The sequence below is a fragment of the Kribbella sandramycini genome, from assembly GCF_013131805.1.
In the GTDB taxonomy this organism is placed as follows: Bacteria; Actinomycetota; Actinomycetes; order Propionibacteriales; family Kribbellaceae; genus Kribbella; species Kribbella sandramycini.
Genome location: NZ_JABJRC010000006.1, coordinates 411,517 through 431,556, shown reverse-complemented (window position 1 = coordinate 431,556; position 20,040 = coordinate 411,517). Strand labels below are relative to the sequence as shown.

The 20,040-nt window shown below is 69.2% G+C and carries 19 protein-coding genes; 8 read left to right on the top strand and 11 right to left on the bottom strand.

The window, feature by feature from the left end; translation table 11 throughout:
* Positions 1-116: 116 nt before the first annotated feature.
* The 7 genes from HPO96_RS25190 to HPO96_RS25160 all read right to left on the bottom strand — a co-directional run bounded on the left by HPO96_RS25190 (position 117) and on the right by HPO96_RS25160 (position 8,894).
* The gene (locus HPO96_RS25190) at positions 117-1,040 is read right to left on the bottom strand and encodes a TIGR03619 family F420-dependent LLM class oxidoreductase (protein WP_171676666.1); all 924 of its coding nucleotides are present in this window, start codon (positions 1,038-1,040) and stop codon (positions 117-119) included.
* 82 nt (positions 1,041-1,122) lie between these two features.
* Positions 1,123-1,740, bottom strand: coding sequence for a TetR family transcriptional regulator (locus HPO96_RS25185; RefSeq protein WP_171676664.1), 618 nt, complete (start codon positions 1,738-1,740; stop codon positions 1,123-1,125).
* A 35-nt stretch (positions 1,741-1,775) separates the two neighbouring features.
* Positions 1,776-5,411 carry a glycoside hydrolase domain-containing protein gene (locus HPO96_RS25180; RefSeq protein WP_171676662.1) on the bottom strand — a complete coding sequence of 1,212 codons (3,636 nt, stop codon included), beginning with the start codon at positions 5,409-5,411 and terminating at the stop codon, positions 1,776-1,778.
* A gap of 40 nt (positions 5,412-5,451) precedes the next feature.
* Entirely contained in the window at positions 5,452-6,135 is a 684-nt protein-coding gene (locus tag HPO96_RS25175; RefSeq protein ID WP_171676660.1) for a (2Fe-2S)-binding protein, read from the bottom strand.
* The gene (locus HPO96_RS25170; RefSeq protein WP_171676658.1) at positions 6,132-6,908 is read right to left on the bottom strand and encodes an ATP-binding cassette domain-containing protein; all 777 of its coding nucleotides are present in this window, start codon (positions 6,906-6,908) and stop codon (positions 6,132-6,134) included. The genes HPO96_RS25175 and HPO96_RS25170 overlap by 4 nt, the downstream gene beginning before the upstream one ends.
* A 1-nt stretch (position 6,909) precedes the next feature.
* The gene (locus tag HPO96_RS25165) at positions 6,910-7,938 is read right to left on the bottom strand and encodes an iron chelate uptake ABC transporter family permease subunit (RefSeq protein WP_171676656.1); all 1,029 of its coding nucleotides are present in this window, start codon (positions 7,936-7,938) and stop codon (positions 6,910-6,912) included.
* A complete protein-coding gene (locus tag HPO96_RS25160) occupies positions 7,935-8,894 on the bottom strand; it encodes a FecCD family ABC transporter permease (protein WP_337796795.1) in 960 nt (319 codons plus the stop codon). The genes HPO96_RS25165 and HPO96_RS25160 overlap by 4 nt, the downstream gene beginning before the upstream one ends.
* A gap of 95 nt (positions 8,895-8,989) precedes the next feature.
* Between HPO96_RS25160 and HPO96_RS25155 the strand changes: the two genes are divergently transcribed.
* Together HPO96_RS25155 and HPO96_RS25150 are read left to right on the top strand one after the other, a co-directional pair.
* Positions 8,990-9,958 carry an ABC transporter substrate-binding protein gene (locus HPO96_RS25155; protein ID WP_171676652.1) on the top strand — a complete coding sequence of 323 codons (969 nt, stop codon included), beginning with the start codon at positions 8,990-8,992 and terminating at the stop codon, positions 9,956-9,958.
* A gap of 10 nt (positions 9,959-9,968) precedes the next feature.
* Positions 9,969-10,601: a hypothetical protein gene (locus HPO96_RS25150; protein ID WP_171676650.1), complete on the top strand. Its 633-nt coding sequence runs from the start codon at positions 9,969-9,971 to the stop codon at positions 10,599-10,601.
* Here the strand turns inward: HPO96_RS25150 and HPO96_RS25145 are convergent.
* Genes HPO96_RS25145 through folP form a run of 3 tightly spaced genes read right to left on the bottom strand, consistent with a single transcriptional unit; the run spans position 10,594 to position 12,810 of the window.
* Positions 10,594-11,271, bottom strand: coding sequence for a class III extradiol dioxygenase subunit B-like domain-containing protein (locus tag HPO96_RS25145; protein ID WP_171676648.1), 678 nt, complete (start codon positions 11,269-11,271; stop codon positions 10,594-10,596). The two genes, HPO96_RS25150 and HPO96_RS25145, sit on opposite strands and share 8 nt — an antisense overlap.
* Before the next feature lies 1 nt (position 11,272).
* Positions 11,273-11,998, bottom strand: a complete 726-nt coding sequence (locus HPO96_RS25140; RefSeq protein WP_171676646.1) for a pyrimidine reductase family protein — start codon at positions 11,996-11,998, stop codon at positions 11,273-11,275.
* Entirely contained in the window at positions 11,998-12,810 is an 813-nt protein-coding gene (gene folP / locus HPO96_RS25135) for a dihydropteroate synthase (RefSeq protein WP_202886413.1), read from the bottom strand. The genes HPO96_RS25140 and folP overlap by 1 nt, the downstream gene beginning before the upstream one ends.
* Before the next feature lie 159 nt (positions 12,811-12,969).
* Between folP and HPO96_RS25130 the strand changes: the two genes are divergently transcribed.
* Genes HPO96_RS25130 through HPO96_RS25110 form a run of 5 tightly spaced genes read left to right on the top strand, consistent with a single transcriptional unit; the run spans position 12,970 to position 17,246 of the window.
* On the top strand, positions 12,970-14,286 hold the full coding sequence (locus tag HPO96_RS25130) for an L-fuconate dehydratase (RefSeq protein WP_171676642.1): 1,317 nt from the start codon (positions 12,970-12,972) through the stop codon (positions 14,284-14,286).
* Positions 14,283-15,035, top strand: a complete 753-nt coding sequence (locus HPO96_RS25125) for an SDR family oxidoreductase (RefSeq protein WP_171676640.1) — start codon at positions 14,283-14,285, stop codon at positions 15,033-15,035. Before HPO96_RS25130 ends, HPO96_RS25125 begins: the two co-directional genes overlap by 4 nt.
* On the top strand, positions 15,032-15,991 hold the full coding sequence (locus HPO96_RS25120; RefSeq protein WP_171676638.1) for an aldo/keto reductase: 960 nt from the start codon (positions 15,032-15,034) through the stop codon (positions 15,989-15,991). The genes HPO96_RS25125 and HPO96_RS25120 overlap by 4 nt, the downstream gene beginning before the upstream one ends.
* A gap of 35 nt (positions 15,992-16,026) precedes the next feature.
* Positions 16,027-16,479 (top strand): ester cyclase, encoded by a 453-nt coding sequence (locus tag HPO96_RS25115; protein WP_171676637.1) that lies wholly within the window; start codon positions 16,027-16,029, stop codon positions 16,477-16,479.
* Positions 16,479-17,246: an MBL fold metallo-hydrolase gene (locus HPO96_RS25110; protein WP_171676635.1), complete on the top strand. Its 768-nt coding sequence runs from the start codon at positions 16,479-16,481 to the stop codon at positions 17,244-17,246. Before HPO96_RS25115 ends, HPO96_RS25110 begins: the two co-directional genes overlap by 1 nt.
* Here HPO96_RS25110 and HPO96_RS25105 read toward each other — a convergent pair.
* Positions 17,221-19,203: a copper-translocating P-type ATPase gene (locus HPO96_RS25105; protein WP_171676633.1), complete on the bottom strand. Its 1,983-nt coding sequence runs from the start codon at positions 19,201-19,203 to the stop codon at positions 17,221-17,223. The two genes, HPO96_RS25110 and HPO96_RS25105, sit on opposite strands and share 26 nt — an antisense overlap.
* Positions 19,204-19,331: 128 nt before the next feature.
* Between HPO96_RS25105 and HPO96_RS25100 the strand changes: the two genes are divergently transcribed.
* The gene (locus HPO96_RS25100) at positions 19,332-20,006 is read left to right on the top strand and encodes a hypothetical protein (RefSeq protein WP_171676631.1); all 675 of its coding nucleotides are present in this window, start codon (positions 19,332-19,334) and stop codon (positions 20,004-20,006) included.
* The last annotated feature ends 34 nt before the right edge of the window (positions 20,007-20,040 follow it).

Sequence of the window (20,040 nt, the reverse complement as noted above, 5' to 3'; positions counted from 1 at the left end):
TCAGCGACCGTAGCCCCGGAGTCGGCCCTGGACAACCAAGACCGGATTACCCGTCGGTGACGCCTTGCCTGTCTTCGTCATGCCCCGCATCCTGCACGGCGCCACCGACATTTCCCTTACAGGACTAGAAATTCCTGGTGGAAGCGCTTCAATAGGTCGCTGTACTCCTCGATGTCGCGGGCCACGGTGTGCAGGGTCAGCACCGCCTCGTCGACCCCTACCTCGGCCAGCTCCGCGAGATCGCCCATGATCTGCTCAACACTGCCCTGGTACGCCGCGCGTTCACCGGAGTCGACCCGGGTGAACTCCCCGCCGAGAGCCACGATCGCGGTCGCCCGCAGTGACTGCGGGTCACGACCGAACTGCTCGGCCTGCTTCCGGAGGTCGGCGAGCGTCTCCCCCAGCTGCCGCGGCGGCACCATCACCGGCAACCACCCGTCGGCCCGCTTGGCCACCCGCGCCAGCGCCTTCGGCCCCCACCCGCCGAGGTAGACCGGAATCGGCTCCGCCGGCTTCGGCCCGATCTCGGCCAGCCACAACTTGTACCGATCGTTCTCGAACTCCACCGGATCCGGCCGCCAGATCGCCTCCGCGATATCCAGGAACTCGTCCAGCGCGGCACCCCGCTCCTTCATCGGCCGCGGCGCCGCCGCCGCGAACTCGTCCACCGACCACCCCGTCCCCAGCCCGGCCACCACCCGCCCGCCACTCGCCGCCCCGATCGAAGCCAGCGAACTCGCCAGCCGGAACGGCACATGCAACGGCGGCACGATCACCGAACTCCCCACCCGCACCCGCGTCGTCACCGCCGCCGCCAAACTCATCGCCACCAGCGGATCCAGCACCTTCCGATAAACATCCGGCCAGGCCCCGTCGCCGTACTCCGTCAACCGATGAACTCCCGTCTGATCCACCGGATACAACAGCCGCTCCGACGCCCAAACGCTGTCGTACCCCACCTCCTCCGCCTCCCGAGCCCCCCGCACCACATCCCCCGCCGCGAACTTCCACGTCTGCGGCAACATCACGCCCAACTTCATATCGCTCCCCTTGACCCAAAGTCATTGATTCCCAATCAACCAAAAGCCTACGCCAACCCCCTCGAAGATCAAATGATCGATCTCAGAGGTGGGTGTGGGCGGGGGTGAGGTTGAGGGTGGGGTCCAGGGCTTGGGCGGTGTGGAGGGCGCCGGCGAGGAGGGTGGTGAAGGCGGCGACCATGGCGGGGAGGGGGTAGGGCTGGTTTTGGCGGAGCCAGGTGGTGGTGAGGCCTTCGGCGGCGTCGGCGAAGGCTTGGAGGGCGGCGGTGAGGGGTGGGGTGGGGGTCAGGTCGAGGAGGGTGGCGATGACTTCCAGGCCGTGGGCGCGGCGGTCGACGAAGGCGGCGTCGCGGGTGGGGGCGAGGATGAGGTTGAGGGCGGCGTCGGGGTTGGCGGCGACGAAGGTGAGAAAGGTGCGGAAGCGGGCGCGGAGTTGTTCGCGTGGGGTACCTGCGGTCTCGGTGTCCTCGGCGGCGCGTAGCTGTTCGTAGACGGCGTCGACGGCCGCGGTGTAGGCGCCTTGTTTGCCGTTGAAGTGGTGCGAGACCAGGCCATGGGCGACGCCGGCGGTACGGGCGATGCCGGCGACGGTGACTTCGTCGTACGGGCGTTGGGAGAACTCCGTGATGGCGGCGGCGAGCAGCTTCTGCCGGGTCTGTTCGGCGGCGGCTTGGCGTGCGGTCAGGCGTTCTGGGGACACGGCCGCAGGCTACTGCAGCCGTGCCCCCGGAGCAGTCAGGGCGCGGGGTAGCGGACGCTGCCACCCCAGTCGTTCTGGTGCCAGCCGTCCTGCGGGGTCCACCACCAGTGGTACAGGGTGTTGGTGGCACTCTGGGCGAAGAACTGATGCTGGTCGGCGAAGGCGAAGGCAACCGGGTCGGCGTACACCTGTCCACCCAGATCCTCCCAGCGCACACCACCGCCTTCGGTCCACCACCAGTGGTAGAGCGTGTTGTTCGGACCACGTGCGACGACGTGCTGCTGGTTGTCGGTCTTGAACGCCGACGGCGCACCGACGAACTTGCCCGGCGCACCGGTCCACTTCACCCGGTTGAGTCCGCTACCGGCGTCCCAGAACCAGTGGTAAAGCTGACCGTCCGCAGCTCGCGCGTAAACGTGCTGCTGTCCACGCCAGACAAACGTCGTCGGGTCGGAGTGCGCCTCCCCGCCCCAGTCCGCGAACTGCGGCTCGAACTCACCGCTCACCCACCACCAGTGGTAGAGGTGATTGTTCGCGCCACGCGCAACCACATGCAACTGATTCCCCGACACGTACGTCGACGGCGTCCCAACGATCGGCCCCGGCGCACCGCCCCACCGGTCCAACCGCAGCTCACCGTCAGCCGGATCCCACCACCAGTGCTGCAGATCGCCGGACGACGACCTCGCGAAGATGTGCTGCTGGCCGGACCAGACAACCGCCGCGGGGTCTCCAGCAGCGTCACCACCCCAGTCCGCCCGATGCGGCGCGGCTTCGCCTTCGATCCACCACCAGTGCAGCAGCTTCCCGTTCAACCCGCGGGCGACCGCATGCTGCTGGTTGTTCCAGGCATACCCACTGGTCTTCCCCGCGATCGGACCGCCGCCCAGATCGTCACGTCGGAGCCCGGCCGCAGCACTCCAGTCCCAACGCCCCAGCGTCCCGTTGGCAGTCGGCGCAAAGACCACCTCATGTCCAGCGCCGCCGGCGTCGTTCCACTGGTACGCCGTCGACCCAGGTGTGACATCGGCTGCCTGACCGGCGCCGTACGCCTCGATCTCGTCGATGAACATCCCGCTCTGGTACTTGTTGCCCATCCGCTTGTCGAACGTCACCCGCACCCACCGCGCCGGCGTCGGCGCGAACCCGAGGTCGTACCAGATACTCGAAGCCCCGTTGACGAAACTCAGCTTCGCCCGCTCCCCGAAGTTCAACCCGTCCGAACTGGTCGAGACCGTCACCAGGTCCGGCCGGTAGTCCGGGTACTCCTGGTAGGCATGCACCCGCACCGTACCGACCACCTGCTGGTAGCCGAGATCGACCGTGACCGACGGCCGCGTCGTCGCGCCGATCCCCGACAGCTCGTAGCCGAAGCTCTTACCGTCACCCCAGTTGTCACTGAGCACACCGTCGGTCGCTTCGTTGCCGGAGTCCCCGAACCGCGCAGCAGGCGCCGTCTTGGCGTACGACTTCCCACCCAGCAGGTTCTGCTGCAACAGAAGGTTCCCTGCGACCTCCAGATCGAGCAGCTGGTACGGCGTCGCCCCGCCACTCGACGCAGTCGCCTCGACCCGGATGTGCCGGGCCTTCGTGTTCAGCCCGACGAAGTCGTCCCCACCAGGCTTCGCCAGATCATCCACCGGGTTGTCGGCCCGAACACCCGCCTCGGCCCATTTGACCCCGTCGAACGACGTCAGCACCCGGTACTTACTCGCATGCGTCGCACCCCACTTCAGCCGGACGCCGTCCACCTGCGCCTGCCGGCCGAGGTCGACCTGCACCCAGTTGGTCCCGTTACCCGAGGCGGGCTGCCACCCCGTCGCACTGTCGCCGTCGACAGCCTTGTTGGAGTCACCGCTCGACGCCTTCGAAACCCGGTTCCGGGCCAGGTTCTTCGCCACCACCGGCAGCCCGGCCGCAGCATCCAGCGCGATCCGCCGTACCCGCTGCATGTACTCCACATCCGGTGAGTACGTGTCACTGGCCTGTACGACACTGTTGGCCAGGTCATGTGCCAGACCGGGGTTGGTCTTGCCCAGGTAGTTCAGAACCTCCCAGTCCTCCATCCCGTCCCGCAGCGACTCGTAGCGCGGCGACGACTCGACCGTGTGGTTGTCCTTGTCCGGCCGCACGATGTATCCGTCGCCCTTGACCGTCTGGTTTTTCATCTCGAACTGCCAGTTGCCGTACGCCCAGTGCAGATACCCGGTGGCGCCCTTGTTGTAGGCCAGCCACATGGTCTGCCGCTGATGCCACTGCGGCTGGTCGATGAACCTGTTCAGGTGATTCCCAGCCGGGATGTTGCAGTTGTAGAACCAGAGCGGTTTGCCAGCACGCCGGTCCACGTCGAACGGGCTGCTGCCGTCGGCACCGGTCATCACCGTGTACGTGTGCAGGTTGGGGATCACGATGTCGGCCTTGTCAGCCACACCGGGCGCCGTCGCGTTGACGATCGCGTCACCGATCTTCGAGTCCGGCCAGTAGTGCCGCAGCCGCTTCTCGATCCCGTACCAGCCCTCCGACCCTTCACCTGGCTCGTCGGCCACGTGGATCCAGCTCTGGTCGTGCCAGCCCTTGTCGACCAGGTGCTGCCGCAGGGCCGGGTAGAACTGCTTGTACCAGTTCTCCGCCTCGGGCGAATCCCAGTACAGGAAGTCCGGCAGAACCTGGTTGGTGTTCTTCGGGAGTACCTCCATCAGGTACCGCGGGAACTGCGGATTGTTCTCCCTGTTCTTCGGACCGGCGCCGATGAACAGCTCAAGCGTGTGCACAGCGCCTTTGTCCAGGAACCGCTGCGCAACCTCGTCGAACCGCCTCCAGTTGAACGTGTACTTGCCGGCCGCATCGACCGTGCTGCCGCCGTCCCGCAGCAGGGCGATCAGCGGCAACTGCAGACTGTTCTGCCGGTAGCGCTTCATGTTCTCGGTCCAGTTGTCCATCAGCCGCCACCAGTCGGCCGTGTAGCGCTTGTAGCCGTAGTACAGCTCGACAGTGTCGCCCTTACCGGGATCCCACGACGTCAGACCGAGGAAGTTGTGCCAGAGCACGTTGGTGAACTCACTCTGGTTCGCCGGCGGGATCACCACGTTGCGTGCGTTCACAGTGATCGGCACCGACAGGTCACCGTTCGTCGTCCGCACTGTCGCCCTACCGGTGTAGACACCACCGGCAGCCGTCGCGGGCACGTGCACCCGAACCCAGATCGCCTGGGTCTGGTTGGCCGGCACACTGATGGTCTTCGTGTTCAGCAGCCGGTCCGGGTAGTCGCCGGCGCCCTTCCGGATCGTCGGTACGACGAAGTTGTCGGGTTCCCAGCCGTTGTACGAGTTGCGGTCCAGGTACTCGTAGCCCACCGGGTGATAGCTGAACGCGCTGGCCGGGAGGGTGTCCGTCGGCCCGGTCAGTGTCGAAAAATCGACACTTTGCACCGTGAACGCCGCTGGGCCGCGCAACACGATCTGCGCGCCCTCGTGATCGTTCTTGGCGGTGTCGAGCCGAATGTCGTCACGGGCCTCGGGCGAGCGCCCGCTGTCCTTGAAGACAGAGTTGTACGCCGTTTCGGTCCACACTCCCGGAGTCGCACCGGCGGCCTCCCGTGCACGTGCCATCGGCGCCAGGGCCGTCGACGTCACCAGAAGTACGCCTGCCATCACCACACGTGTCCAACGCATGCCAGTCAGCCTCAGCGCCGCCGCGAGACCCGGCAATCCTTCAGATGGAGCCCGTCTGGACCACTCGGCGGAATCTGGGGCAAGTGGTGCAGGCGTTCACCCGCGGCAGCACGTAGAAGTAGCAGCACGAGGTGCGGAGCTTCTGCTCCAGTGAGACACCGAAGGCGGCAGCAGCCCGATCGGCGTACGGCGCGAACTCCACCGACCTGATCGCAGACCGGACCTCGTCGTCGACCGCTCCGAACCGCTGTAGCGAGCTGAGCTTCACACCAGGGCGAAACGAGTCCAGAAACGCTGCTGTGTGGGCCTTCAGCTGCGCAGCGGCCGCTTCCACCGGAACAACCGCATCGGAGAGCAGCGCGACCTCAACCGGGTAGTGCGCCTTCGGGTGCACTCGAAAGGCCAGTGCGCCGGGTGAAACGTCCGGAGCGACGCCGAGCGCAGCCCCACTGACCGCAGCCATCAGAGCCGGCACCTGGACGTACCACATCAGCGTGAACATGGCCGCGACCTGCACCGGCGGATCGATCGCATACTCCAGTGCGTAGTCGTTCGCCACCCGACGCCGCCAATCCGCAGTCGGATCCTGACCAGCTTGCTGGGCGGCAACGACCGCCGCGCACGACACCCACTCCGGCCCCGGTACGGCGTCCGCCGTCCGAACGGACAGCCAGCTGACCGAGCCGGCCAGGGTGTCCACCAGGGACTCGAAGGAAGGCGTCACCCAGCCAGCCTACGGTCCGGTACGACGACCGGCGCGCCACCGACGTCGACCACGGTTGCCTGCAGCCCGAATACGGCGTCCAGCAGCTGCTCGGTCAGGACGTCGACCGGGCGCCCCTGCGCCGCAATGCGTCCCTCCCCCATCACCACCAGGTGATCGGCGTACTGCGCCGCCAGCGTCAGGTCATGCAGGACGACGACGACCGTACGCGCCGCAGTGTGCGCGGCAGCATGGACGACGTTCATCACATCGACCGCATGCGCCAAGTCGAGGTACGTCGTCGGCTCGTCGAGCAGCAGATGCGGAGTGCCTTGCGCGAGCACCATCGCGATCCAGACCCGCTGCCGCTGCCCACCGGACAGCTGCTCGACCGGACGGTCCCGCAGCTCGGTCAGCTCAACCGCCGCGAGGGCCTCGTCGATCGCAGCGTCGTCCGCGGCCGTCAGCCGGCCGAACAGCCCGCGATGCGGATGCCTGCCACGCGACACCAGCTCCGCAGCAGTGATGCCCTCCGGTGTCACTGGGCCTTGCGGAAGGACGCCGAGCTTGCGGGCCAGCTCCCGTGCGGGCAGCTTGTGGATGTCCTGTCCATCCAGCACGACCTGACCGCTCTGCGGGGTGAGCAACCGGCTCATACCGCGCAGCAGCGTCGACTTACCGGAGCCGTTCGGCCCGACGATCGCAGTCAGCCGCCCGGACGGGACCTCCAGCGTCAGCCCAGCCACCACGGGGGAATCCGGGCCATAAGCCAGGGTGAGATTCTCGACGTGCACTTCAGCGTCCTCTCTGCTGACGGCCGATCAAATGCAGCAAGTACGGCGCTCCGGCCGCGGCGGTGATCACACCGACCGGCAACTCGTACGGTCCCACGTGCAGCCAGCCCAGCCCGTTCCGCGCGACCAGATCGGCCAGTACGACGAAGACCGCACCGAGCAGCGCTGTCGTGACCAGCGGTGGCCGCTCCATCCTCGTCAGCCGCAGCGCGACCTGTGGCGCAACCAGAGCGACGAACGCGATCGGACCGGCGCCCGCGGTCGCCATGGCGGCCAGCAATGTCGCCACGATCAGCAAGAGCAGCCGAATCCGCGCCACCCGAACGCCGAGCGACGACGCCACATCGTCACCGAGCACCATCGCCGACAGATCCCGGTTGAACAAGATTGCCACTGGCAACAGCACGACTACAGCGATCAACACCGGGACGGCGTCACTCCAGGCCCGGGCGTTGAGTGAACCGGCCAGCCAGGCCGCAGCCCGGCCGGCGTCATTCACATCGCCGATCACCAGCATCCAGGCGACGAGCGAGTTCGCCGCGGCCGCGATCCCGACGCCGATCAGCACGACCTTGCCGCCGTCCACCTGGCCGCGCTGGATCGACAGCACGCCGACGATCACCGTCGCGAGCAGACCGCCCAGGATGGCGGCCAGTGGGATGCCGACCTTGCCGGCAAAGCCGGAGATGTTGCCACCGCCGGTCCCAGCCAGCACGATCACGGCGACCGCACCTGCGGATGCGCCCGAGTTGACACCGACGACGTCCGGGCTGGCCAACGCGTTCCGGGACAGCGTCTGCAGCAAGGCCCCAGAGACCGCGAAAGCGATCCCGACCAGCAGACCGGTCGCCACCCGCGGCAGCCGCAACTCCAGCACGATCAGCCGCTGCCCACGCCGGCCGCCGCCGAGTAGCACCTCGACAACGTCCCCGACCGGGACTTTCGATGTACCGATGCTCAACGACAGCAGAGCGATCCCAACGGCCAAAGCGGCGAAGACGAGACTCAGGACAACGGTCCGCGACTTCACAGCACCACCGCCCGACGGCGTACCACCAGTACGAACAGCGGTGCACCGACGACGCCAAGGATCACACCGGCCTGCACCTCACCCGCACCGCCGACCAACCGGCCGATCAGGTCCGCAAGCAGCAACGCGATCGCACCGATCACCCCTGCGGCCGGAATGAGCCAGGTGTTGCGCGCACCGAAGACCTGCCGGGCCAGATGCCCGCCCAGCAGACCGAGGAAGCCAATCGGCCCACAGGCGGCCACTCCGGCCGCAGTCAGCAGACCGATCGCAACCAACCCGACCAACCGCGCCCGCCGGATCGAAAGCCCCAGACCAGCCGCGACGTCGTCGCCCAGTGACAGCAGGTCGAGGTCGCGAGCGTTGAAGGCGGCAAGGGTCAGACCGATCACAGCGAACGGCAGCACCTGGACTGCGACGTCCAGGCCGCGCCCGGAGACCGAACCGACCGCCCAGAACCGGTAGCCATCCAGAGTGTTGTTGTCGAGCAGCACGATCGCTGAAGTGAACGCACCGAGCATTGCGGCCACTGCGGCGCCAGTCAGCGCCAGACCGACCGGGCTGGCGCCACTCCCCCGCGAGGCCAGCCGCTGGACGCCGTACGTCGCTATCAGCGCGCCCACCAGCGCCACCCAGACCGTCGACGCCACCGATTCGACCAGACCGACCTGCAGCCCCAGGACCACCGCAAACGCCGCACCCGAGCTGACACCGAAGATGCCCGGCTCAGCCAGCGCGTTGCGGGTGTGGCCCTGCATCAACGCGCCCGCAACACCCAGACAGAGGCCGATCAGCACCGCAACCACGCTGCGTGGCGCTCGGAGGCTGCGCACGATCACATCGGCGTCCGACCCGTTGTCGGCCGTGATGGCGTGCCAGACCGCGCCCGGCCCGAGCCAGCGCGACCCGAAGACCAGGCTCGCGACGAAGGCCAGTGCGAGCAGAATCACCAGCACCACAAGGGATGTGGCCCGCCGCGCGGAGGGATGCATAGGTTAGGGTTGCCTTACTTGTCAGTGGTCAGGTGCCACTTTAACCCCTGGAGAGACCCGTGCGTCTGCATCGCATCACCGCTCTGATCGCCGTCACGGCCGTGGCGCTGGCCGGCTGCGGCTCGGCGGACGAGCCGACGTCCCCGGACGCGCCCGCGGCCGCCGGCTTCCCGCGCACGATCGAGCACGCGATGGGTAAGACCGAGCTGAAGACCAAGCCGCAGCGGGTCGTCGCGCTGGACGCGAGTTTCGTGGACGCGACGCTGATCCTGGACACCCCGGTCGTCGGCTACACCGACTACCGCAGCATCAAGGACAAGCTGCCGGAGTACCTCGGCGACGACCGGAACACGCTCGGCAAGGACGCCCAGGCGGTCGGCACGCTCGCCGAGCCGAACCTGGAGAAGATCGCCGAGCTCGACCCGGATCTGATCATCACCGCGAAGGTCCGGCACGAGAAGCTCTACGACCAGCTGTCCGCGATCGCGCCGACGATCATGTCGGAGACCACCGGTCCGACCTGGAAGGACAACATCCGGCTCGAGGCGAAGGCGCTCGGCGCCGAGGAGCTGGCCGAGCAGGAGCTGACGGCGTACGAGACCGCGGCCAGGACCGTCGGCGCCGCGATCAACGCGAAGGCGAAGAACCCGACGATCTCGGTGGTCCGGTTCGTCGACGGGCCGACCCGGCTCTACCAGAAGTCGAGTTTCTCCGGGATCGTCCTGAAGGACGCCGGGCTGGCGCGGCCGAAATCGCAGGACGTCGACGGGTTCGCGCTGGAGATCGGTCCGGAGCGGATCAAGGACGCCGACGCGGACGCGATCTTCGTCACCGAGTTCGCCGACGACAAGGGGCTGAGCGCGAAGACCGCCGGGCAGTTCAAGGCGAACCCGCTGTGGAAGCCGCTGGCGCCGAAGGTGCACGAGGTGCCGGACCTGACCTGGATGACCGCCGTCGGGCTGCAGGGCGCCTGGGTGATCCTCGGCGACCTGGCGAAGTCCTTCGGAGTCGAGGCTCCGGCGAAGTAGTGTCGACGGTGTGACTGCTCTGGAGCGTTGGCACGTCGGCCCGTGGACAACTCGCGGGACCGCTGTCGGTGCACCGTTCGCTCCGGGGCAGAAACGCACACCGGACGAGCTGAACTTCGACGTCGTCGGCCTGTCCCGCATCCTCGGCCGCCGGTTGTCCGGGGCCGAGGAGCTCCAGGTCCGCCTCTGGCAGAACGAGCTGCGGCCAACTCACACCCGGCAGTGCGGCGTCCAGACTCTCACTGACCCGGAGCCGCTGCGCGCAGCAGCCGCCGAAGCGTTCGCCTGGCTCGCCGAGCGTGCCCCAGCGGGCTACGAGTTCGTCCGGACCGACGCCGTCGAGCTGCGCCCGCTGCTGGAGCTGGACGCCGAGGTAGTAGCCGTTGACGCCGTCGTCCAACTCGCTGGAGCTGCCGTCACGCGCTCAGTCGCTCGACTGGCCACCGCACACGTCCACCACTCCTACCCGGGCTGGTACGCAGGGGACGCGGTCTGCAACTGGTCCGGCCCGCATGAGAGCGCCGAAGCCGCAGTAGCCGTAGTCACCGCCGCCCGCGCCGAACTGGTCGAACAGCTCCGCAGCGCCGGCCGCGACGAGCTGGCCGCCACCGCACCGCGCTGGCCCGCCGTCCCCGTCAGCTGAACCGCGCAACGAAGTAGCCGACCCCGTACGGCGCCGCGTCGTACAACAGCTCACCCTGCAGTGCGCCCAGCGCCCCCGCCAGCACCTGCCAAGGCGCCCGCCCCGCAGCCTGCAGCTCACCAGCCAGCCCCGGATCCAGAGCAGCCAACACCTCAGCGTCCGCCGTTCGCAGCGCCTCCGCCACTGTCCGGTCGAACACCTCAGCCCGCGGATGCAGGTGCACCGGCGAATGCTCACTCCGCCGCGGCGCCCCATCCCCCATCACCAACAAGCCCACCCGCTCCTCCCCCGCGGCCAGCTTGCGCCCGGAGGCGAGTGCGTCACCAGGTGTGGTGACAGCGTCCACCGCGAGGTAGCTCCGCGGTAGGGCGGCGGCCTTCGACTGTTCGAGCAGCCAGCCGCCGACGGCCAACGAGAGCGGCAGGACCGGAGCGCCGGAACCGAACCGCACCGACGGAGCGCCGTACGCACCGAAGCCGCCACCCGTCGCGCCGTCGTACGCCCCGGTGCGACCGGTACCGACCACCAACACACTGTCTGCACCTGCCAACCCGTCCACCGCGGTCAGGCAGGCAGCTCGGAGGTCGTCCAGTTCGGAGGCGGCGCCGGTGGCCACCTCGGGGACGAGGAGCGGCGGGTGTGGGCAGACTGCAGCGGCTACTACGGGCATGTCAGGACTCTCGGACGTAGCGGAAGAAGAGGTAGTCGTCCGGAGCGACCAGAGCGGTGGCCAGTCGGAGCTGGCGGGTGAGCGGGGTTGGCGGGCCCGCGGTGATGCGGCCAGAGCCCGGACCCGCCAACAACGGGGCCAAGGCGAGGTCGAGCTCGTCGACCAGATCAGCAGTGGTCATGGCGCCCAGGAGATGGGGGCCGCCTTCGCAGAGGATCTGCGGGAGGCCGCGGTCGGCCAGGGCTATGACCACTGCAGGAAGGTCTACCTCGGCGGCTCCCAGGACCAGCACGTCGGCCACCTCGCCGAGGGCTTCGCGCCGGTCGGGCGGGGAGGCCTCGTGGGTGATGACCAGCGGCCGGACGGCAGAGCGGAAGATCGGGTTGACCGGGCTCAGGTCGAGGCGGGCGGAGACGACGGCGAGCGTCGGGTTCTCGGGCAGACCGGCCGCGCTGCGCCACGAGCGGCCGGCGGCGGAGAGTTTGAGCGGGGTGTAGCCCTCGTCGCGGATGGTGCCCGCGCCGACCAGGACGACGTCCGCCAGCCGCCGGATCATGCTGAAGACGCGGCTGTCGGACTCCGACGAGAGCGCCTTCGACTGACCGTCGATCTCGACCGCGCCGTCCAGGCTGCTGACGAAGTTGGCGCGCAGATGCGGCGTCGTACGGTCGGCGATCCGGTAGACCTCGAGCAGCTCGTCGTCGGACAGTTCGTCGAGTCGGCGCATCAGGCCAAGCTCCTTCGGGTTCCGGCCGGCTGCGCGGTGCCACGCAGGACGGCGATCAGGTCGAGCGCCTGCCGGGCGGCAGGGACGTCGTGGACCCGGAACACCCGCGCCCCGAGCCAGGCCGAGATCGACAACGCGGCCAGCGTCCCGTTCCCGCGCCGGCCGGGCGGCAGTTCGAGCGTCTCGCCGATGAAGTCCTTGTTCGAGACGGCGACCAGCACCGGCCAGCCGGTCGCGGCCAGCTCGTCGAGCCGCCGGGTCAGCTCCAGTGACTGCAAGGTGTTCTTGCCGAAGTCGTGTGTCGGGTCGATCAGGATCCCGTCCCGCCGGACACCGGCCGCGACCGCGCGCTCCGCCAGCCCGGTCGTCGTCCGGATCACATCGGCGACGACGTCGTCGTACGCCATCCGGTGCGGGTCCGTGCGCGGGGAGAGGCCGCCGACGTGGCTGCAGACCAGCCCCGTCCCGTACTCCGCGGCCGCGTGCACCAGATCGGGGTCGGAGCCGGCCCAGGTGTCGTTCAGCAGGTCGGCTCCGGCCTCGGCCACCCGCCGGGCGACGCCGCTGCGATAGGTGTCGACGCTGATCACCAGCGACGGATGCCGCTCCCGGATCCCGGCCACGAAGTCGACCGTCCGGCGCAGCTCCTCGTCCTCGCTGACCGGCTCGCCGTACCCGGCCTTCACGCCGCCGATGTCGACCAGATCGGCGCCGTCCGCGACGGCCTGGTCGATCGCCGCGTACGCCGCGTCGGTCGCGTACGTCGCGCCCCGGTCGAAGAACGAGTCCGGCGTCCGGTTCACGATCGCCATCACCGCGAACTCACCGGCCCCGAACAACCGCTGGCCCAGCCGCAGATCCGTCACACCGCGACTCTACGGGGCGCGGCTCCGGAACCCCCTGCCCAAGCTGCCACATATCCTATAGGATTCGTCTCGACAGACCGCCCACCGCACCAGATCGGGTCCTCCATGGCACGTTTCACCGAGTTAGAGACGTACGACGTCCGCTTCCCCACCTCGCTGGACCTGGACGGCTCCGACGCGATGAACACCGACCCGGACTACTCCGCGGCGTACCTGATCCTGCGCACCGACGCCGGCGACGGGCTGGAGGGCCACGGGTTCGCGTTCACGATCGGGCGCGGCAACGACGTCCAGACCGCGGCCATCGAGGCGCTCCGCGACCACGTCGTCGGGCTCGACCTGGAGGCCACCCTCGGCGACCTGGGCGGGTTCTGGAAATCGCTCGTGCACGACTCGCAGCTGCGCTGGCTCGGGCCCGAGAAGGGCGTCATGCACATGGCGATCGGCGCCGTCGTGAACGCCGTCTGGGATCTGGCCGCCAAACGCGCCGGCGTCCCGGTCTGGAAACTGCTCGCCGACATGACCCCCGAGCAGATCGTCGGCCTGATCGACTTCCGCTACCTGACCGACGCGCTCACGCCGGACGAGGCGCTCGCCATCCTGCGCAAGGCCGAGCCCGGCCGCGCCGAGCGCGAGGCGCTGCTGCTGGAGCGCGGCTACCCGGCGTACACGACCACTCCCGGCTGGCTCGGCTACGACGACGCCAAGCTCGTCCGGCTCTGCCACGAGGCCGTCGCCGAGGGGTTCACCCAGATCAAGCTCAAGGTCGGCGCCGACCTGGACGACGACATCCGCCGGATGCGGCTGGCCCGCGAGGCCGTCGGCCCGGACATCCGGATCGCGATCGACGCCAACCAGCGCTGGGACGTCCCGGACGCGATCCGCTGGATCGAGGCGCTCGCGCCGTACGACGTCTGGTGGGTCGAGGAGCCGACCAGCCCGGACGACGTACTCGGCCACGCGACCATCGCGAAGGCGATCGCGCCGACCCGCGTCGCGACCGGTGAGCACGTGCAGAACCGGGTCGTCTTCAAGCAGATGTTGCAGGCAGGCGCACTGGCCGTGCTGCAGCTGGACAGCGCCCGCGTCGCCGGGGTGAACGAGAACGTCGCGATCCTGCTGCTGGCGGCGAAGTTCGGCGTCCCGGTCTGCCCGCACGCGGGCGGGGTCGGGCTCTGCGAGCTGGTCCAGCACCTGTCGATGTTCGACTACCTGGCCGTCAGCGGCTCGGTCGAGGACCGCGTGATCGAGTACGTCGACCATCTGCACGAGCACTTCCTCGACCCGGTCGTGATCCGGGCCGGGCACTACGTCGCCCCGGTGAAACCCGGTTTCGGCGCCGAGATGGATGTCGAGACGCTGACCGACTTCCGGTTCCCGGGTGGCAAGATCTGGAACGACCTGACGAAGGAGAACCAGTGACGGACTTCAGCGGCCTGCGGGCCGTGGTGACCGGCGGCGCGTCGGGCCTCGGGCTCGCCGCCGCGCAGCTGCTCGCGAGCCGCGGCGCGCAGGTGGTCGTGTTCGACCTCAAGCCGGACGTCGCCGAGCCGCTGACCGGGATCGCCGCCGACGTCACCGACGACAGCTCGGTCCGCTCCGCGGTCGCCGCGGCCGCGCTGCAGCTCGGCGGCATCGACATCGTGGTGAACAACGCCGGGATCGGCGCCCAGGGCAACGTCACCGCGAACAGCGACGACGAGTGGCATCGCGTTCTCGACGTGAACGTGGTCGGGATCGCCCGCGTCACCCGGGCCGCGCTGCCCTACCTGCGCAAGTCGGCCGCGGCCGCGATCGTCAACACCTGCTCGATCGCTGCGACCGCGGGCCTGCCGAACCGCGCGCTCTACTCGGCGAGCAAGGGCGCTGTGCTCGCGCTGACAATGGCGATGGCCGCCGACCACGTCCGCGAAGGCATCCGGGTGAACTGCGTGAACCCGGGGACCGCGGACACCCCCTGGGTCGGCCGCCTGCTCGACGCCGCCGACGACCCGGAGGCCGAGCGCGCGGCCCTGGAGGCCCGGCAGCCGATGGGCCGGCTGGTCTCGGCCGACGAGGTCGCGCACGCGATCGCCTACCTGGCCAGCCCGCTGTCCGGCTCCACCACCGGTACGGCGATCGCCGTCGACGGCGGCATGCAGAACCTGCGCCTCCCGGCGGCCCGGTCGTGAACATCTTCGGCGACCTGAAGATCGGCCTCGGCGGCGCGCCGCTGGCGGGCCTGCTGACCCCGGTCACCGAGGCGGACGCCGTCGCCACCGTGAACGCCGCCTGGGAAGCGGGCTGGCGTTTCTTCGACACCGCGCCGCACTACGGGCTCGGGCTGGCCGAGGAGCGGCTCGGCCTTGGTCTCGCGGACAAACCGCGGTCGGAGTACGTGCTGTCCTCGAAGGTCGGCCGGGTGATCTACGAGGCCGACACCGAGGCGCCGGACGGGCAGGGCTTCGCGGTGGTGACCAAACGCCGTCGCCGCTGGGACTTCAGCCGGGACGGCGTTCTGCGCAGTATCGAGGACTCGTTACGGCGGATCGGCACCGATCGGCTCGACATCGTCTTCGTGCACGACCCGGACGACCATTACGACGAGGCCGTGGCGACGGCGTTCCCGACGTTGATCGAGTTGCGCGAGCAGGGCGTGATCGGGGCGATCGGGTCCGGGATGAACCAGTCGGCGATGCTGACCCGGTTCGTCGAGGAGGTCGACGTCGACGTGATCATGCTGGCCGGCCGGTACTCGCTGATCGACCCGGACGGGCTGGACGACGTCCTCCCGGCCTGCCTGGCGAACGACGTCCAGGTGGTTGCCGTCGGCGTCTTCAACTCCGGCCTGCTGTCGCAGCCGCGGCCCGCGGCCGACACGACGTTCAACTACGCGCAGGCGGATGCCGCGCTGATCGCCAAGGCCGACCAGCTCGCGGATGTCTGCGAAGCGCACGGCGTGACGCTGCCCGCGGCCGCGCTGGCGTTCCCGCAGTTCCACCCGGCGGTCGCCGGGATCGCGGTCGGCTGCCGGAGCGCGCACGAGGTCCGGGTGAACCACGAGCTGTACACGTCCGACGTACCGGCCGCGCTGTGGCCGGACCTGAAATCAGCCGGCCTGCTTCGGACAGACGCGCCGACCGCCTGAACCGGCTGGGCCCGGCAATCGGTAGGTTGCCGGGCATGGGACTGAGTGTGGACGCTGACCTGGCCGCCCGGCGGATCGCGGTGATCCAGGAGCACATGGACACCGAGGTGACGCAGGAGTTCGAGCTGACGCTCGCGACCTTCGACGGGCACCCGCTGTACGAGATCGTGCCGACCGGGCAGACCTTCGACGGCGCCGAGCAGGTGATGGCGTACTACACGCTGACCCGGACGGCGTTCCCCGACCAGCGGCACGAGAACGCGCGCTTCCACGCGGCCGCGGACTCGGTGATCGTCGAGTTCGACCTGCTCGGGACGAACCTCGGCGAGTTCTACGGGTTGCCGCCGACGGGTAAGGCGTTCCGGGTGCCGGTGATCGCGGTGTTCTTCTTCACCGACGACCGGATCACACTCGAGCGGGTGTACTTCGACACCGCGTCGCTGCTGCTGCAGATCGGCCGGCCCGAGCTGCTGACCGCGCCGCGCTGATGCGGGTCCATCACCTCAACTGCGGATCGCTCCGCCTGCTCGGTACGCCGCTCGTCTGTCATGTGCTGCTGATCGAGACGGACGCCGATGGGCTCGTGCTGGTCGACACCGGGTTCGGGCTGGCCGATATCGCGAACCCGGCGCGGCTGGGGCCGGCCCGGTGGTTGATCCGGCCGGCTCTGGTGGAGGCCGAGACGGCACGTCGTCAGGTCGGGGCGCTGGGGTTCGCGGCGTCCGACGTACGGCATGTCGTGCTGACGCATTTCGATCTCGATCATGCCGGCGGGCTGGCCGATTTCCCGGAGGCGGCGGTTCATCTGACGGCGGCCGAGGCGCGCGGCGCCGTCCATGCGCCGTCGTTGCAGGAGCGGCAGCGGTACCGGTCGGCGCAGTGGGCGCATGGGCCGCGGCTGGTCGAGCATCCGGCGGATGGGGAGCCGTGGAACGGGTTCACTGCGCGGGAGATTCTGCCCGGGGTGGCGCTCGTCCCGCTGCCCGGTCATACCCGCGGCCACGCAGCCGTTGCCGTCGACAACGGCCGGTTGTTGCACGCGGGCGATGCCTTCTTCCACCGCGGGACGCTGGATGGGAGCGCGAGCCCGTGGCAGGTCCGGCTGAACGAGCGCGGCGTCGCGTTCGACGCCGCGCTCGTTCGGGACAACCACGCGCGGCTGGCCGAACTCCATCAGCTGGGGACGTCGTCCGTCTTCTGCGCGCACGACCCGGTGCAGTTCGCGCGGCTCAGCGGGTCAGCCGATCCGGCCTGAGGTCGAGGCGGCGCAGCAGCTGGGCGTTGAGCGCGACCACGATGGTCGAGATCGACATCAGCAGCGCGCCGACGGCCGGCGAGACCAGGATGCCGGCGAACGCGAGCACACCCGCGGCCAGCGGGACGGTGATCACGTTGTACCCGGTCGCCCAGACGAGGTTCTGCCACATCTTGCGGTAGCTCGCCTTCGACAGATCGATCACCGACAGCACCGCCCGCGGGTCGTCCGCGGCCAGCACCACGCCGGCCGACTCGATCGCGACATCCGTCCCGGCGCCGATCGCGATCCCCACCTCGGCCCGCGCCAGCGCCGGCGCGTCGTTCACCCCGTCCCCCACCATCGCCACCTTCAACCCACGCCCCTGCAACTCACTCACCTTGGCGTCCTTGTCCCCCGGCAACACCTCCGCGAACACCTCGTCGATCCCCAACTCCTTCGCGACCGCATCAGCCACCTGATGCGCATCCCCAGTCACCATCGCCACCCGCACACCCCGCTTGTGCAACGCATCCACCGCCTGCCGAGACTCCTCCCGCACCCCATCCGCCAACCCCAGCGCCCCAACCACAACACCATCCCGCACCACACGCAACACAGCCGCCCCCTGCCCCTTCCACTCCCCCACCTTCCCCTCCAACTCCCGCAAACCCAGCTCCCGCAACAAAGCCGGCCCACCGACCGCCACCTCGTCGCCCCCAACAACAGCCCGCACCCCACGCCCAGTAAGCGACGCGAACTCGGACGCAACCAGCTGAGCACCGCCCTGGGCACGAACGATTGCTTTGGCCAACGGGTGTTCGCTGTCGGCTTCCACCGCAGCCGCGAGCTCCAGGAGCTCCGCCTCGGTGATCCCCTCGACGGGTGCGATGCCGATGACGGTGGGTTCGCCTTTGGTCAGGGTGCCGGTTTTGTCGAAGAGGACGACGTCGATGGTGCGCATGCGTTCGAGGGCCAGGCGGTTCTTGACGAGGACGCCGGCGCGGGCCGCGCGTTCGGTGGAGATGGCGATCACCAGCGGGATCGCGAGGCCGAGGGCGTGCGGGCAGGCGATCACCAGGACGGTCACCGTGCGGGTGACTGCTTGGTCGAGGTCACCCAGCAAGGCCCAGACCACGAAGGTGAGTACGCCGACGCCGGCCGCGAAGTAGAACAGGAAAGCAGCAGCCCGATCGGCGAGCGCCTGCGCGCGGGACGACGACGCCTGCGCCTCGGCGACCAACCGCTGAATACCCGCAAGCGCGGTCTCGTCGCCCACCGCGCTGATCTCGACCCGCAACGCGTTGTCGGTGGCAACCGTCCCAGCCACCACCGCATCCCCGACGCCGCGCGCGACCGGCCGTGACTCCCCGGTGATCATCGCCTCGTCGACTTCGGCCCGCCCCTCGACCACGGTCCCGTCAGCCGGCACCCGCCCACCCGACCGAACGAGTACGACGTCCCCGACGCGCAGCTCATGCAGGGCCACCTCGACGACGCCGTCCGCCGTCACCTTCTCGGCGGAATCGGGCAGCAGCGCGGCCAGCGCATCGAGCGCGCCGGACGCCGCCCCGAGCGCCCGCATCTCCAGCCAATGCCCGAGCAACATGATCACGACCAGCAGCGCCAGCTCCCACCAGAAGTCGAGATCGAACCCGCCTATCCCCAGCGTCGTCACCCACGACGCCACGAACGCGACCGTGATCGCCATCGAGATCAGCAGCATCATCCCCGGTCGCCGCGACCGCAGCTCACCCCAGCCGCCACTCAGGAACGGGCGCCCGCCGTACAGGAAGATCGCCGTCCCCAGCACCGGCGCGATCCACTCCGCGCCCGGGAACTCCGGCCGCGTATACCCCAGCAGATCCGCGAACATCGCACTGAAGACCACGACCGGCACAGCAAGCCCCAAGCTCACCCAGAACCGATCCTTGAACTGCGCCACATGATCCGCATGCCCACCGTGCCCGTGCTCCATACTCGCGACTATACCCCCATGGGGTATCCCAGCCAACAAGTCCGGAATGAAAGTGCCGCTGAGCGACACTTTGTTTCCGGCCATCGGGTTATCCACAGGGTGCTCTGCAGAGGCGAGCGGCAGCGGTCATGCTGGAGCGGGTGGAGTGGTGGTGGGAGCGGCAACTGGCCGACGCTGGGGTTGACGAGGTGATTCGGAGCCGGCACGGCGTCGTCGCGCGGTCTCAGCTGCTCGCGGCCGGTTGGTCGATCCCACGGATCCGGCAACCGCTCCGCGGCCGCCGCTGGCAGGTCGTCCACCCCGGCGTCTACGCGACGCATACCGGCCCGATCCGGTACGACGAACGCCTCGTCGCGGCCCTCCTGTACGCCGGGCCCGCAGCAGCCTGGAGCCACCACACCGCCGCCGAACAGCTCGGCCTCCGCAAACCCGACCCCAATCGGCCGGTCCACATCGTGATTCCCGACCAGCGTCGTGTCCGGTCCCAGCCGGGTCTCGTCGTCCACCGCGACGCCCACTGGGCCCACCGGCTCGCCCGCGCCGCGCCGCCTCGCCGTACGCCGGCGCACGCGGTCCTCGACATCGTCGGCAGCAGTCGCTCCCTCGACGACGCCGCCGCGGTCATCGCCGAAGCCTGCCAGAGCGGCCGAGTCGGCTCGTGCGACCTGCTCGACGCTCTCAGCACCACGGGTGGCTCGATGTCACGAGCCGCCCGCGCGCGGCCGCCGTCCAGGTCCTGCAGGTTCTGCGCCGCAGGCAGCCCGCCCTCGCGGCGCGCCCGTGCGGCCCTTCGTGTCCGGTGACGCGTTAGCTGGAAACAAAGGGCTCCCTGGAGAC

Bases quoted from the DNA above. Each gene is read 5' to 3' on its own strand.
- HPO96_RS25105 (WP_171676633.1), bottom strand. From the start codon at position 19,203: ATGGAGCACGGGCACGGTGGGCATGCGGATCATGTGGCGCAGTTCAAG.
- HPO96_RS25180 (WP_171676662.1), bottom strand. From the start codon at position 5,411: ATGCGTTGGACACGTGTGGTGATGGCAGGCGTACTTCTGGTGACGTCG.
- HPO96_RS25140 (WP_171676646.1), bottom strand. From the start codon at position 11,998: ATGCGCCGACTCGACGAACTGTCCGACGACGAGCTGCTCGAGGTCTAC.
- HPO96_RS25115 (WP_171676637.1), top strand. From the start codon at position 16,027: ATGGGACTGAGTGTGGACGCTGACCTGGCCGCCCGGCGGATCGCGGTG.
- HPO96_RS25100 (WP_171676631.1), top strand. From the start codon at position 19,332: ATGCTGGAGCGGGTGGAGTGGTGGTGGGAGCGGCAACTGGCCGACGCT.
- folP (WP_202886413.1), bottom strand. From the start codon at position 12,810: ATGGCGATCGTGAACCGGACGCCGGACTCGTTCTTCGACCGGGGCGCG.
- HPO96_RS25145 (WP_171676648.1), bottom strand. From the start codon at position 11,271: ATGCCCGTAGTAGCCGCTGCAGTCTGCCCACACCCGCCGCTCCTCGTC.
- HPO96_RS25110 (WP_171676635.1), top strand. From the start codon at position 16,479: ATGCGGGTCCATCACCTCAACTGCGGATCGCTCCGCCTGCTCGGTACG.
- HPO96_RS25190 (WP_171676666.1), bottom strand. From the start codon at position 1,040: ATGAAGTTGGGCGTGATGTTGCCGCAGACGTGGAAGTTCGCGGCGGGG.
- HPO96_RS25130 (WP_171676642.1), top strand. From the start codon at position 12,970: ATGGCACGTTTCACCGAGTTAGAGACGTACGACGTCCGCTTCCCCACC.